General features: G+C 65.3%; 10 protein-coding genes. 3 read left to right on the top strand and 7 right to left on the bottom strand.

Annotated features, from left to right (window positions below; translation table 11 throughout):
• Positions 1-15 precede the first annotated feature (15 nt).
• From BUA26_RS11855 to BUA26_RS11885, 7 genes are all read right to left on the bottom strand, one after another.
• Positions 16-612 carry an LOG family protein gene (locus tag BUA26_RS11855; protein ID WP_072760961.1) on the bottom strand — a complete coding sequence of 199 codons (597 nt, stop codon included), beginning with the start codon at positions 610-612 and terminating at the stop codon, positions 16-18.
• 287 nt (positions 613-899) lie between these two features.
• Positions 900-2,324 (bottom strand): dihydrolipoyl dehydrogenase, encoded by a 1,425-nt coding sequence (gene lpdA, locus BUA26_RS11860; RefSeq protein ID WP_072760962.1) that lies wholly within the window; start codon positions 2,322-2,324, stop codon positions 900-902.
• A 138-nt stretch (positions 2,325-2,462) separates the two neighbouring features.
• Positions 2,463-3,677 carry a 2-oxoglutarate dehydrogenase complex dihydrolipoyllysine-residue succinyltransferase gene (gene odhB / locus BUA26_RS11865; RefSeq protein ID WP_072760963.1) on the bottom strand — a complete coding sequence of 405 codons (1,215 nt, stop codon included), beginning with the start codon at positions 3,675-3,677 and terminating at the stop codon, positions 2,463-2,465.
• Positions 3,678-3,695: 18 nt separating this feature from the next.
• A complete protein-coding gene (locus BUA26_RS11870; RefSeq protein WP_072760964.1) occupies positions 3,696-6,542 on the bottom strand; it encodes a 2-oxoglutarate dehydrogenase E1 component in 2,847 nt (948 codons plus the stop codon).
• A 315-nt stretch (positions 6,543-6,857) separates the two neighbouring features.
• The gene (locus tag BUA26_RS11875; RefSeq protein ID WP_072760965.1) at positions 6,858-7,808 is read right to left on the bottom strand and encodes a GNAT family N-acetyltransferase; all 951 of its coding nucleotides are present in this window, start codon (positions 7,806-7,808) and stop codon (positions 6,858-6,860) included.
• Positions 7,805-8,998: a cupin domain-containing protein gene (locus tag BUA26_RS11880; protein WP_072760966.1), complete on the bottom strand. Its 1,194-nt coding sequence runs from the start codon at positions 8,996-8,998 to the stop codon at positions 7,805-7,807. The genes BUA26_RS11875 and BUA26_RS11880 overlap by 4 nt, the downstream gene beginning before the upstream one ends.
• Before the next feature lie 34 nt (positions 8,999-9,032).
• On the bottom strand, positions 9,033-9,785 hold the full coding sequence (locus BUA26_RS11885; protein WP_072760967.1) for a sulfite exporter TauE/SafE family protein: 753 nt from the start codon (positions 9,783-9,785) through the stop codon (positions 9,033-9,035).
• A 163-nt stretch (positions 9,786-9,948) separates the two neighbouring features.
• Between BUA26_RS11885 and BUA26_RS11890 the strand changes: the two genes are divergently transcribed.
• The 3 genes from BUA26_RS11890 to BUA26_RS11900 are packed head-to-tail and all read left to right on the top strand — an operon-like array spanning position 9,949 to position 14,181.
• Positions 9,949-11,754 carry an assimilatory sulfite reductase (NADPH) flavoprotein subunit gene (locus BUA26_RS11890; RefSeq protein ID WP_072760968.1) on the top strand — a complete coding sequence of 602 codons (1,806 nt, stop codon included), beginning with the start codon at positions 9,949-9,951 and terminating at the stop codon, positions 11,752-11,754.
• Position 11,755: 1 nt separating this feature from the next.
• On the top strand, positions 11,756-13,462 hold the full coding sequence (gene cysI / locus BUA26_RS11895; protein ID WP_072760970.1) for an assimilatory sulfite reductase (NADPH) hemoprotein subunit: 1,707 nt from the start codon (positions 11,756-11,758) through the stop codon (positions 13,460-13,462).
• Positions 13,459-14,181, top strand: coding sequence for a phosphoadenylyl-sulfate reductase (locus BUA26_RS11900; RefSeq protein WP_072760972.1), 723 nt, complete (start codon positions 13,459-13,461; stop codon positions 14,179-14,181). Before cysI ends, BUA26_RS11900 begins: the two co-directional genes overlap by 4 nt.
• Positions 14,182-14,245: the final 64 nt, after the last annotated feature.

Consider the following 14,245-nt stretch of genomic DNA (forward strand, 5'->3'; position numbering starts at 1 on the left):
TCGGATCTCCGGTTTTCAGGCCTTGATGCTGGACGGGCCGATCACGCGGGATGCGTGGCCGCCGTCATAGCTGGCCATCCAGTCGAACAGCGTGTCCATCGAATCGCCAAACCAGACGCTGTCGCGCTGGCCGGGCCGCACGAAGCCTTCGCCCACCATGTGATCCATCATCGTGCGCAGGCCGCCGTAATAGCCGCGTACATCGAGGAATGCACACGGATAGCGATGCAGGCCGAGTTGCGCCCAGGTCAGCATCTCGAACATTTCGTCCATCGTGCCGAAGCCACCAGGCAGGGCGACGAACGCATCGGACAGTTCATACATGCGCGTCTTGCGCTGGTGCATGGTATCGACCACCTGCAACTCGCTGAGCCCCGGGTGCGCCACTTCGAGATCCACCAGCTGGCGCGGAATCACGCCGATCACCTTGCCACCGCCGGCCAGCACGGCATCGGCCACCGTGCCCATCAGGCCGACCTTGCCGCCGCCGTAGACCAGGGCGATGCCGCGACGCGCCATTTCAGCGCCGAATGCACGGGCTTGTGCGGCGTAGTCGGGATGGGTGCCGGGGCTGGAGCCGCAGTAGACGCAGAGCGAGGTGGGTTGGGTCATAGGGCGAGGAGTGAGTGAAGAGGAGTGAGAAAAGAGAGAGGGCGGTACGAGGCAGCTGGAGTGATCGAGGCGCTGTGTGGGCGATAAGGTGCGAAAAGAGACAGGCGAAGCGGGGTTTTGCTTTCTCTCTTTTCTCACTCCTCTTCACTCACTCCTCAAAAGCAACACTCACTCCTCAAAAACGACGGCCCGCCCATGTCGCCACGAGCGGGCCGTCGTCGAGCGGAGGCGCTGGATCCCGGATCGACGCCCATCCATGGGCTGACCGGGATGAGCGGATCCTGCGCTCAGTTGCCCTTGTGGATCGCGCGCTTGTCGACCGCCAGTGCCGCTTCGTGCACGGCCTCGGACAGGGTCGGGTGCGCATGGACGATGCGCGCCAGATCTTCGGACGAGCCCTTGAACTCCATGGCGACGACGCATTCGGCGATCAGCTCGGAAACGCCCGGGCCGACCATGTGCACGCCGAGGATGCGATCGGTTTCGGCGTGAGCGAGCATCTTCACCTGGCCGATGGCTTCGTTCATCGCGACGGCGCGGCCGATCGCGGCGAACGGAAAGCTGCCGACCTTGTACGGGATGCCGGCGTCTTTCAATTCCTTCTCGGTCTTGCCGGCCCAGGCGATTTCCGGTTCGGTGTAGATCACCCACGGAATCGTGTCGTAATTGACGTGGCCGGCCTTGCCCGCGATCCACTCGGCCACCGCCATGCCTTCCTCGAAACCTTTATGGGCGAGCATCGGGCCGCGCACGGCGTCGCCGACGGCCCAGACACCGTCCACGCCGGTGTGGCAATGCTCGTCGACGATGATGCGGCCGCGTTCGTCCAGCTTCACGCCGGTGTCGTCGGCCAGCAGGCCGTCGGTATAGGCGCGGCGGCCCACGGCCACCAGCAGTTTGTCGACCACCAGCGTCTGCTCGCCTTCCTTGTCGGAATAGGTGAGATGGACACCGTCTTTCTTCACCTCGGCCTTGCTGAGCTTGGCGCCGAGCTTGATCTCCAGGCCTTGTTTCTTGAATTCGCGCTGGGCGACCTTGGCGATGTCCGCGTCGGCGGTGCCGAGGAAATCGGGCAGCGCTTCGAGGATCGTCACCTGGGCGCCGAGCCGGTTCCAGACGCTGCCCAGTTCGAGGCCGATCACGCCGGCGCCGATCACGCCAAGGCGCTTGGGTACCGCGTTGATATCCAGCGCGCCGGCGTTGTCGATGATGTTCTTGCCGTCGAACTTGGCGAACGGCAGTTCGATCGGCACCGAACCGGAAGCCAGGATCACGTTGGTGGCGGAAATGGTCTGCTTCTTTCCGTCGTTGCCGGTGATCTCGACCTCATTTCCCTTGAGGAGTTTGCCCTTGCCGAAGAAGCTGACGATCTTGTTGGCCTTGAACAGCTGATCGACGCCACCGGTGAACTGCTTGACGATCTTGTCCTTGCGTCCGATGAAGGTCGCCATGTCGACCTTGGCGTTCTCCACGCTGATACCGTGCGCAGGCAGATTGTGCGACAGGTTGAAAAACTGCTTGGATGAATCGAGCAGCGCCTTGGACGGGATGCAGCCGACGTTGAGACAGGTGCCGCCCAGCGCAGCCTTGCCATCCTTGCCGACGAAGGCGTCGACCACGGCACTCTTCAGTCCCAGCTGCGCGGCGCGAATGGCGGCGTGATAACCGGCCGGGCCGCCGCCGATGACGATGACATCGAATTTGTCGCTCATGGCATTTCTCGCTTTGTCCCTTTCCCATCGGGAGAGGGTGGCCAAAGGCCGGGTGAGGGTATGGGCGGAGCGAGGCGTTGTAGTGTTACAGAACCCTCACCCCAACCCCTCTCCCAGTGGGAGAGGGGCTTCAGGCGTTTAGAGGCCCAACAGCATGCGCTGCGGATTCTCCAGCTGGTTCTTGATGTCGACCAGGAACAGCACCGCGTCCTTGCCGTCGATGATGCGATGGTCATACGACAGCGCGATGTACATCATCGGCGCGGCGATGATCTGGCCGTTCTCGACGATCGCGCGCTCCTTGATCGTGTGCATGCCGAGGATCGCGCTCTGCGGCGGATTGACGATCGGGGTGGACAGCAACGATCCGAAGGTGCCGCCATTGGTGATGGTGAACGTGCCGCCTTGCAGGTCGTCCAGCGACAGCTTGTTGTCGCGTGCTTTCTTGGCGTAGTCGGCAATGCCTTTCTCGATGTCGGCGAAGCCCATGTCCTGCACGTCGCGCAGCACGGGAGTGACCAGACCCTTGTCGGTAGACACCGCGATCGAGATGTCCTGGTAGCCGTGATAGATCACGTCGTTGCCGTCGACCGACGCGTTGACGAACGGATAGCGCTTCAGCGCTTCGGCGGCTGCCTTGACGAAGAAGCTCATGAAGCCGAGCTTGATGCCGTGTTCCTTCTGGAACGCCTCGCCCAGCGTCTTGCGCATCTTCGTCACTTCGCTCAGGTTCACTTCGTTGAACGAGGTGAGCATGGCGATCGAGTTCTTCGACTGCATCAGGCGCTCGGCGATGCGCAAGCGCATGCGTGTCATCGGCACGCGCTCTTCCGGACGCGAGCCTGGGGTCGGCTTCGCGGCCGGTGACGGTGCTGCAGCCGGGGCCGGCGCGGCGCTGCCACCCTTGCCGTAGTTGACCAGATCTTCCTTGGTCACGCGGCCATCGCGGCCAGTGCCGGCGACCTTGGACGGGTCGATGTTTTCTTCGGTGGCCACGCGCAAGCCGGCCGGGGACAGGTCGTCGGCGCCCTTGGCTGACGCTTTCGGCGCCGCGGCCGGTGCGGCAGCAGCCGCTTTCGGGGCTTCCGCCGTCGGCGTCGGCGCGGCGGCAGCGGCGCCTTCCTCGATGATCGCGATGATTTGCTGGCTGTTCACCGTGTCGCCGACCTGGTGCTTGATTTCCTTCAGCACGCCATCGACCGGCGAGGGGACTTCCAGCACCACCTTGTCGGTTTCGAGATCGACCAGGTTCTCGTCGCGCTTGACCGCGTCGCCCGCCTTCTTGTGCCAGCTGGCGATGGTGGCGTCGGAGACGGACTCGGGCAGAACGGGGACTTTGACTTCGATGGACATACGTTGATCCTTGGGCCTTTATTCCGCGGAGTGGTCAGTGCCGACTGGCGCAACCAGCGCCTGCTCGACGAGTGCAGCCTGTTCGGCGATATGGGTGTTGAGATGGCCTGCGGCCGGTGCCGGTGAGCGCGCGCGTCCGGCGTAGGAGAGGCTGTGCTTGCTGCCGATGCAAGCCTGCAAGTGGTGGCGGATCTGGAACCAGGCGCCCTGGTTCATCGGCTCTTCCTGGCACCAGATCACTTCCTTCGCGGAAGGATACTTGTCCAGCTCGGCGCTGACCTCGGTGCGTGGGAACGGATACAACTGCTCGACGCGTACGACGGCCACGTCGTTCAGCCCGCGCTTCTCGGCGTCTTCCAGCAAGTCGTAGTAGACCTTGCCCGAGCACAGCACGACGCGCTTGACCTTTTTCGGCGGCAGTTCGCGATGCTCGCCGATCACCAGCTGGAAGCTGCCATTGGCCAGCTCGTCCAGCGATGACACCGCCAGCTTGTGGCGCAGCAGCGACTTCGGTGTCATCACGATCAGCGGCTTGCGCACCGGGCGCAGCATCTGTCGGCGTATCATGTGGAAATCCTGCGCCGGCGTGGTCGGCACACAGACCTGCATGTTGTCGAACGCGCACAGCTGCAGGAAGCGCTCAAGGCGCGCGGAGGAGTGCTCCGGACCCTGGCCTTCGTACCCGTGCGGCAGCAGCAGCACGAGACCGCACAAGCGGTTCCACTTCGCTTCGCCGGAGCTGATGAACTGGTCGATGACCACCTGGGCGCCGTTCGCGAAATCGCCGAACTGGCCTTCCCAGATATTGAGCGTGTCCGGATCGGTGGTGGAGTGGCCGTACTCGAAGGCCATCACCGCTTCTTCGCTGAGCAGCGAGTCGATCACTTCCACGTCGGCGCCGCCACGGATCGTGGCCAGCGGCATGTAGGTATGACCGTCCTTCTGGTCGTGCAGCACGGCATGGCGATGGAAGAACGTACCGCGGCCGGAATCCTGGCCGACCAGGCGCATGTCGTGGCCGGCATCGATCAAGGTGGCGTAGGCGAGGTTCTCGGCGAAGCCCCAGTCGGCCGGCAGTTCACCCGTCGCCATCTTGCGGCGGTCGTCGTAGATCTTCGCCACGCGCGCCTGCAACGCGATGTCGGCGGGCAGGGTGAGGATCTTGCTGGAAAGCTCCTGCAGCTTCTGCTTCGGTACGCTGGTGTCGGTGGGCGTCGACAATTTGCCGCCGATGAACTTCGCCCAGTCGACATGACCGTCGCGGACCGGCGAGTTGTCGAGCTCGGTCATCGGTGCCCCGGCCTCAAGCCGGTCGCGGTAGGCCTCGAACTGCTTCTGCGCGTCGCCCTCGGCCAGCACGCCTTCCTTCACCAATTGCTGCTGGTACAGGTCGCGCGCGGTCGGGCGCTTGCGGATGACCTGGTACATCACCGGCTGGGTGGCGGACGGCTCGTCGGCCTCGTTGTGGCCGTGGCGGCGGTAGCAGACCAGGTCGATCACCACGTCGCGGCGGAACTGCTTGCGGAAATCGTAGGCGAGACGGGTCACCGCGATCACCGCTTCCGGGTCGTCGCCATTCACGTGCAGTACCGGCGCATTGACCATCTTGGCGAGGTCAGTGCAATACATGGTGGAACGTGCGTCTTGCGGATTGGAGGTGGTGAAGCCGACCTGGTTGTTGATCACGATGTGCAGGCTGCCGCCGATCTTGAAGCCGCGGGCCTGCGACATGTTCAGCAGTTCCATGTTCACGCCCTGGCCGGCGAATGCGGCGTCGCCATGGATCAGCACGGCCATCGACTGCGTGTGCAAGGTGTCGCGGCGGCGGGTCTGGCGTGCGTGCACCGAGCCGGTCACCACCGGATTGACGATCTCCAGATGCGACGGGTTGAACGCCAATGCCACGTGCACGCCGCCCTTGGGCGTCTTGACGTCGGCGGAGAAGCCCATGTGGTACTTCACGTCACCGGAATGGGCCGGGTCGTCCGGATGCTCGAACTTGCCTTCGAACTCGTCGAACAAGGTCTTCGGCGGCTTGCCCAGGATGTTGACCAGCACGTTGAGGCGGCCGCGATGGGCCATGCCGATCACCAGCTCTTTGATGCCGTTGTCGCCGGCGGCGCGCACGACGTCATCGATCATCGGGATCATGCTGTCGCCGCCTTCCAGCGAGAAGCGCTTCTGACCCACGTACTTCGTGTGCAGATAGCGCTCGAGACCTTCAGCGGCGGTGAGGCCATCCAGCACGCGCTGCTTGCCGGCCTTGTCCAGTGTGCTCTTGCCGGCGGCCTGTTCGAGGCGGCTGTAGATCCAGTTGCGCTGCTCGTGATTGCTGATGTGCATGAATTCCGTGCCGATCGTGCTGGCATAGGTCTTCTGCAGGCGGCTCAGAAAGTCGCGCAGTTTCAGGCGCTGACCGCCGCCGGCGTAGTTGCCGCAGTCGAATTCGGTATCCAGGTCGGCGTCGGAGAGGCCGTGGAAGGCAAGGCCCAGATCCGGCGCCGGCATTTTCTCGGTGAGGCCGAGCGGATCGAGGTCGGCGGCGAGATGGCCGCGCGAGCGATAAGCGGTCAGCAGGCGCAGCACGCCGGCCTGCTTGCGCGCGTGCTCGTCGCTGACCGGCGCGGCGGCGGCGCCATTGCCCGCATGACGCTGCTTCTGCGCGGCCTCGATACGCGCAATGGCTGCGGTATGGGAGACGTCTCCCGACTCGCGGCCCTTGAAGGTTTCAAAATACTTGTTCCACTCGGCGGGTACCGACGAGGCGTCGGCCAGCCAGGCGTCATAAAGCGATTCAACGTAATCGGCGTTGCCGCCAGCGAGTTGGGAAGATTCGAAGAACTCGCGGATCAGGTTTGTACTCACGTCACCACCGGCAGGGAAGGGATGCTTGCAGCCATCCGTGTGACCTTGAAGTCGCGGTTTTCCGTCGGTATTCAAGCCCGACAGACCCTTCAAGCGGATGACTGGAGAGAATCCGGACAATTATAGCCTTTGCTTGCTGCGACGCGACAACCCGTAAGGCGCCGGAAACGGGCTGCCGGCATGGATTCGTGACGATGGCCCGGCGATTTTTCGCCGCAGACGGCAGTTTCATGTGGTTGTCGAGGTTACTGGCGATCGGCGGGGAAAAACTCCGGGCCAGCTTGTGTTCAGCCGAATCCGACACCGATATGTCGGCTAGATACCCAGCGTCTGCAGGATGCTGGCGCGTTCGGCGCGTTCCCACACTTCATCGAAATGCTGCTGCAGCGGGGCGTGGCTCGCCCGATCGCGAAGAGCGGCGCGGCCTTGGGGGCGATCCGCCTCGGGCAGGAACAGATAACCGCCGGTGTCGTTGAACAGGTAGGCCGAGACGTAGGCCAGGTCGGCTTCTTCCAGCGGCATGCGGATCTGGATAGCGCTGGACAGGCGCTGCGCCAGCGCGACCAGGCGATGATCATTGCGCAAGGCCGCGGCGGGGTCGTGCAGCAGGATGCGGATCTGCGCGCCGCGGCCGGAGATCGCGATACGCCGCAACTCGGCCAGTTCTTCCGCGCTGGCGTAACTGTCGTTGCCGAGCAGCGGCATGTAGATGGACAGCCGATGGCGTGTCTCGCCCAGCAGCTGCAGTCGCGCCGTGGCGGTTTCGCTACGCGAGCCGGCCGGCAGCGCACCGATGTCGCGCAGCGAGGGTTCTTCATCGGCAGCCGTAGTCAAGCTCAGGCGCATGGACCGATGCGCCAGCCCGGCATCCTCGAATTCCTCGCCATACGCGATGAAACCTTCGCGTTCGTAGAAACCGATCGCATCGACCTGGGCATCCAGCGCAACGTCAGGCCAGCCTTGCGCGCGGGCACGCGCGATCAGTTCGCGCAGCAGCGCTACGCCGACACCTTGACCACGCCACTCCTGCAGCACCGCCATGCGGCCGATCTTGTGCGCCGGAGTGAGCCGGCCGCAGCCGATCGGCCGGCCGGCATCGTCACGCGCCAACACGTGCCAGCAGTCGACATCGAGACCGTCCTGTTCGCGTTGCTCGGGCACGTCCTGTTCCTGGATGAACACGATGCCGCGCAGATCGAGCAGGGCTGCACGCTGGTCTTCGCGTGACCAATCGGCGATCTCGAGGTGGAAGTTCTGCAGCTTCATCGGCGGCGGGATTTTCTCGGCAGAAGGTGGCCATCATTGATCAGCGCCAGCAGCAACGCACGCTCGGCGGCGGATGGTTTGCCCGCGAGGCTGAGCACGCGCTGTTCGCATAGCTGCTGCGCCAGAGCAGGCGTGGCCGGATAAGCGTGACCGCTGGCATACAGTGTGCAACTGGATTTGCCGCGGCTCCAGGCCAGTCGCGACCAGGGGTGGCGCAGCAGCTGCGCGCCGGCATCGAGTTGCTTGGCCAGTGCGGCATCGCTCAGCGGCTTTTCCGGCGGCGCCGGCAACTGGGCGTTGCGGTAGCGGGTAATGAAGCAGCCGAACCAGTCGCGCAGCATGTCGTCGTTCAGCGCGGCGGCAAACGGCAGCGTGGTCTTGAGGCGGTCGATCGCAGCGCGGTCGATCTCGCCGGCGGCCTTGGCCGGCTTCAGATCGGGGTCGGTATAGCGCAATTCTTCCGGCAGATGCTCCGCGATATGGTCGGCCAGGTCGCCGGTCAGCTCGGCCTGCGAGGGCGCGCGCATGCCGATCGAGAACGTCATGCATGGGCCGCCGAAGGCGACGCCATCGTGCGGCACGCCAGGCGGGAGGTACAGCATGTCGCCGGGCTCCAGCAGCCACTCGTGGGTCGGCTCGAACTGGGCGAGCTGCTTCAGCTCGACGTCGTGACGAAACTCCTTGGGCGCCATCAAGTCATCGCTGATCGCCCAATGGCGCTGGCCCAGGCCTTGCAGCAGAAAGACGTCGTACTGATCGACATGCGCACCGACGCCGCCGCCCGGTTCGGCGTAGGAGACCATCACGTCATCCACGCGCCAGCTGGGCAGAAAGTCGAAGTGCTGCAGCAGTGCGGCGACATCCGCATCCCATTTGTCGACGTCCTGCACCAGCAAGGTCCAGTTGGTGCTGGGTGTTTTCGCGAAATCCGCTTCGTTCAGCGGGCCGGAATTGACGTGCCAGCGATCGCGTTTCTCGTCATGCACGATCAGCCGGGCCAGGGCGCCTTCCTCGCAGGCCAGGCCCGCCAGGTCGTCCGGCTGCAGTGGTGGCTGGAAATCGGGGAAGGCATGGCGGATCAGCAACGGTCGTTTCTGCCAGTAGTCGCGCAGGAACCGGGCGGGCGACATGCCCAGCGGTTGCTTCAAGGAGCCGTTGACTTCGATCGGAAAGGGGGTGGGTTTGGTCATCCGCGCATTGTAGCGGCGGCAGGCAGGGTCAATGTCAGTGCAGTGCCTTCATGACATTGTTGAGCCCTAGCCCGAGCACCGCGGTGGCGGCCAGCAGCGTCGCTGCCCGAGCCGGCATGTGCCGGGCAAACAAGGCGCCCAGTGGGGCGGCAGCCACGCCGCCAGCGATCAGGCCCAGTACTGCCGTGCCATGGGTGGCGCCGACATGCAGCAGGAAACTGACGCTGGCGGCGGCGCTGACCGCGCATTTGGCCAGGTGCACCGTCCCGATCACGGTGCGTGGCGTGGCGCCGCGAGCGACCAGGGTAGTCACGGTCACGGCGCTCCAGCCGCCGCCGGCCACCGCGTCGGCAAAGCCGGCGATCAACCCCAGGGGGCGAGTGGCGCGCGGCACGATGTCGTCGTGGCCGTTTTTGCGCCGGGTTCCGCGCAGCAGCAGGAACAGGCCCATGCCCAGCAGGTAAGGCGTCAGTGCCAGCCGCATCCACATGGCCGGGACATGGCTGACCACGTAGGCGCCGATCACCGCACCGACCACGCCCGGAACAACGAGCGCCCAGAACAGCCGCCGGCGCACATTGCCGGCAGCCAGGTGGCTGAGGCCGGAAGCGCCGCAGGTGAATGTCTCGGCGTAGTGCACGCTGGCGCTGGCCACCGCCGGCGGCAGGCCCAGCCCCAGCAGCATCGCGGCAGAGACGACGCCATAGGCCATGCCCAGCGCGCCGTCGACCAGCTGGGCGAGCGCGCCCACGGCGGCGAAGGTGAGGAATTCGGAGAGCGGCGGCATGGGGCATCCGTGCGCGGTGCGGAATGGTGCCGAGTATCGGAATCAGGCTCTTTGCACGGAAATAAGGCCTCGGCATAAGCACATGCCGACACATCCTTTGTAATAGATGCGGTTAAAAAATAATTTGGACGTCGAGAAGTATAGACGTCCAAATGGAGTCATCGTGAATTCTGTTGTCGTGCCGAACCTTCCCGCGGTAAGCCTGGATGCGGAAAAACTCGCCCTGCTGGCCCGGGGCCTGGAAGGATTGACCGCGGCGCAGCTGTACTGGGTCGCTGCGTGGGCTGCCGCACAGGCGGCACAGGCGCAACGCAGTGGTCCGACCGCCGTAGCCGTGGCAACCAGGACGTCCGAGCGGCTGACCATCGTCTACGGCAGCCAGACCGGCAACGCGAAACGCATCGCCGAGGAGCTGGCCAGGCGCAGCGAGGCCGCTGGGTTGCCGGTGCGGCTGCTGCGCGCCGATGCCTATCCGCAGCGCGAGCTGGCGCAGGAACGTCATCTGGTCGCGGTGATCAGCACCCAGGGCGACGGCGAACCGCCGGACGATGCCCGCGGCCTGTTCGAGTTCATCGCCGGCAAGCGCGCACCGAAGCTGCCCGCATTGCAGTTCGCCGTGCTGGGGCTGGGCGATTCGAGCTACCCGCAATTTTGCGTGATCGGCCGCCAGCTCGATGCGCGGCTGGCCGAGCTGGGCGGCACCCGTTTCGCGGCGCTGGGCGAAGCGGACGTGGAGATCGAGGCGGTGGCTGCACCCTGGACGGAGCAGGCGCTGGAGCAGGCGCGCGAGCTCCTGAAACAGGCCGGAGTGCCTGCGCGGGTCACACCGTTGCATGTCGTGCCGAGTCGCAGCACCCATTCGCGCGAGCAGCCGTTCGCCGCCACCGTACTGGCCAATCAACGCATCGTGGCGCGCGACAGTGAACGCGATGTGCGCCATATCGAATTGTCACTGGAAGGTTCCGGGCTGCGCTACGAGCCCGGTGACGCATTGGGCGTGTGGCCACGCAATCCGCCGGCGCTGGTCGATCAATGGCTGGATGCGCTGCGATTCGATGGTGCGCAGGAAGTCACGCACCAGGGCCGCACACTGACGCTGCGGCAATGGCTGGAGCGCGAACGCGAGATCACCCGGCTCAATCGACCCTTCCTGGCGGCACTGGCCGCCACCAGCGGCGACGGCGAGCTGATGCGCGTGCTGCAGAAAGAACAATCCGCGGAGTTCACGGCGCTGCTGGCCGCCGACCAGCCGATCGACCTGCTGCGCCGCCACCCGGCGATCTGGCAGCCGGAGGCGCTGGTGGCTGCGCTGCGGCCGTTGGCGCCACGGCTGTACTCGATCGCGTCCAGCCCGAAGGTCGTGGGCGAGGAAGTACACCTCACCGTCGCGGTGGTCGAATACGAAGCCCACGGCAGCGCGCATTGGGGAGCCGCCTCCGGCTTGCTTGCCGCGACCGACGAGGATGGCAAATTACCGGTCTTCATCGAACCGAACGAACGCTTCCGCCTGCCAGCCGATGGTGAGCGCGACGTCATCATGATCGGCCCGGGCACCGGCGTGGCACCGTTCCGGGCATTCGTGCAGGAGCGGCGGGAGAGTGGCGCCACGGGGCGCAACTGGCTGTTCTTCGGCAACCGCCACTTTTCCAGCGACTTCCTCTATCAGGTGGAGTGGCAGCAGGCGCTGAAGGACGGTTCGCTGCACCGGCTCGATCTGGCGTTCTCGCGCGATGCTGCCCATAAAACCTACATCCAGCGACGTTTGCGCGAACAGGGCGCGGAACTGCATGCCTGGCTGAAAGGCGGCGCGCATATCTACGTCTGCGGCGATTCCACGCACATGGCCCGCGATGTCCACGCGGCGCTGATCGAGGTGATCGCCACCCACGGCAGCCGATCGCCCGACGAAGCGAAAGCCTGGCTCGCCGAACTCCTGCAGCAGGGCCGCTACGCCCGCGACGTGTACTGACATGACCACGGAACTCTCGCATCTCGAACAGATCAAGGCCGCCAGCCGTTTCCTGCGTGGCGGCATCGCCGAAGGGCTGGCCGATTCGGTCACCGGCGCGATCGCCGACGACGACACCAAGCTGCTGAAGTTCCACGGCAGCTACCAGCAGGACGATCGCGACCTGCGCGAGGAGCGCCGCCGGCAGAAACTCGAGCCGGCCTACGCCTTCATGCTGCGCGCGCGTCTGCCCAGCGGCGTGGTGACGCCGGCGCAATGGCTGGTGTTCGACCGTATCGCTCGCGACTATGCCAGCGGCTCGCTGCGCATCACCACGCGGCAGACGTTCCAGTGGCACGGCATCATCAAGCGCAAGCTCAAGCCGACCATCGCGGCGATCCACGATGCGCTGGCGACCACCATCGCCTCCTGCGGCGATGTGGTGCGCAACGTGGTGAGCACGGCCAATCCGATCGAATCGTCCGCACATGCCGAGGCCTACGCTTGGGCCACACGGCTGTCCGCCGAACTGGAGCCGAAGACGCGGGCGTACCATGAGATATGGCTGGACGGCGAGCAACTGGTCGGCGAGGAAGCTGTTGTCGAAGAGCAGGAGCCGCTGTACGGCGCCACCTACCTGCCGCGCAAGTTCAAGATCGGCCTGGCGATCCCACCGCTCAACGACATCGATGTGTTCACGCAGGACCTGGGCCTGATCACCATCGTCGAGCAAGGCGTGCTGCAGGGCTTCAACATCGCCATCGGCGGCGGTATGGGTGCCAGTCACGGCGACGCCACCACCTACCCGCGGCTGGCCAGTGTGGTCGGCTTCGTGACGCCGGAGCAGCTTTTCGGCGTGGCCGAGGCGGTGATCGGCGTACAGCGCGACTGGGGCGACCGCGTCGAGCGCAAGCATGCGCGATTGAAATACACGCTGGACCACCGCGGCCTGGACGCGTTCAAGGCGGAGCTGGAGTCGCGCCTCGGCTATGCGCTGGCGCCGGCGCGCGACTACCGCTTCGAACACAACGGCGACCGCTATGGCTGGGTCGAGGGCCACGACGGCCACTGGCATCTTACCTTGCATATCGAGTCCGGGCGGCTGGCCGACGTGGGCGAGCGACGCTGGCTCAGCGGCCTGCGTGAGCTGGCGCAAGTGCATGCCGGCGACTTCCGGTTGACCTGCAACCAGAACGTGATCGTGGCGAACGTCGCCGCGAACGAGCGCGGCCGCATCGACGCCATCGTCCGCGAATATGGTCTGGACGTTTATGCGAAGCAGAGCGGCATTCGCCGCCACGCGATCGCCTGCGTCGCGTTGCCCACCTGCGGCCTGGCGATGGCCGAGAGCGAACGCTATCTGCCGACGCTGCTGCCGAAACTGGAGGCGCTGCTAGCGCGCCACGGCCTGGCCGACGCACCGATCCTGTTGCGCCTGTCCGGTTGCCCCAACGGCTGCTCGCGGCCTTACCTGGGCGAGATCGCGCTGGTCGGACGTGGGCCGGGACGTTACGACTTGCGCCTCGGCGCCGATTTCATCGGCCAGCGGCTGAATCAGGTGCATCGCGAGAACGTGGACGAGACGGCGATCCTCGACACGCTAGCTCCGCTGTTCGCGCGCTATGCGGGCGAGCGCGGCGAGGGCGAAGGCTTCGGCGATTTTCTGTTGCGTACCGGTATCCTCACACCGGTCCCCTCGCGGCGCATTCCGGTCGAGGTGGTGGCATGAACGCCGTGCTGGTCGAGCAGGCGCCTCACGAACCGCTGGCCCTGGCCGAGCTGAATGTCGCGCTGGCCCGGCTCACCGCCGAGCAGCGTGTGGCATGGGCGCTGGAGCATGTCCCCGGCGAGCATGTCTTGTCGTCCAGTTTCGGCGCGCAGGCGGCGGTGTCGCTGCACCTGGTGACGCGGCAGCAGCCACGGATGCCGGTGGTGCTGATCGATACCGGCTATCTGTTTCCCGAGACTTACCAATTCGTCGACGAGCTGACCGAACGGCTCGCGCTGAACCTCAAGGTCTACCGCTCGCCGCTCAGCCGCGCCTGGATGGAGGCGCGCCATGGGCGACTCTGGGAGCAGGGCGTGGCCGGTCTGGATCGCTACAACCAGCTGCGCAAGGTCGAGCCGATGCAACGCGCACTGACTGAGCTCGGTGCCGCCAGCTGGTTTGCCGGCTTGCGCCGGGGCCAGTCGCGCAGCCGCGCGACGATCGACTTTGCCGAGCATCGCAACGGCCGCTGGAAGTTCCACCCGCTGGCCGACTGGACCGATCGCGACGTCGGTCATTACCTCTCGCGCCATGGCTTGCCGTACCACCCGTTGTGGAGCCAGGGCTACGTATCGATCGGCGACATCCATACCAGCCATCGCTGGGAGCCTGGCATGGACGCCGAGGACACCCGCTTTTTCGGACTCAAACGCGAATGCGGACTGCACAGCATTGCGTAGCCCGCCAACCGTCGCCTCGCGTTGGGGCGCTCTCCTTCCATCACTCTTATCCTGATCGGACCGC

It is taken from the genome of Rhodanobacter sp. OK091 (assembly GCF_900142825.1).
Taxonomy (GTDB): Bacteria; Pseudomonadota; Gammaproteobacteria; order Xanthomonadales; family Rhodanobacteraceae; genus Rhodanobacter.

Coding starts and splice junctions, on each gene's coding strand:
- BUA26_RS11855 (WP_072760961.1), bottom strand. CDS start 612: ATGACCCAACCCACCTCGCTCTGCGTCTACTGCGGCTCCAGCCCCGGC.
- lpdA (WP_072760962.1), bottom strand. CDS start 2,324: ATGAGCGACAAATTCGATGTCATCGTCATCGGCGGCGGCCCGGCCGGT.
- odhB (WP_072760963.1), bottom strand. CDS start 3,677: ATGTCCATCGAAGTCAAAGTCCCCGTTCTGCCCGAGTCCGTCTCCGAC.
- BUA26_RS11875 (WP_072760965.1), bottom strand. CDS start 7,808: ATGAAGCTGCAGAACTTCCACCTCGAGATCGCCGATTGGTCACGCGAA.
- BUA26_RS11880 (WP_072760966.1), bottom strand. CDS start 8,998: ATGACCAAACCCACCCCCTTTCCGATCGAAGTCAACGGCTCCTTGAAG.
- BUA26_RS11885 (WP_072760967.1), bottom strand. CDS start 9,785: ATGCCGCCGCTCTCCGAATTCCTCACCTTCGCCGCCGTGGGCGCGCTC.
- cysI (WP_072760970.1), top strand. CDS start 11,756: ATGACCACGGAACTCTCGCATCTCGAACAGATCAAGGCCGCCAGCCGT.
- BUA26_RS11900 (WP_072760972.1), top strand. CDS start 13,459: ATGAACGCCGTGCTGGTCGAGCAGGCGCCTCACGAACCGCTGGCCCTG.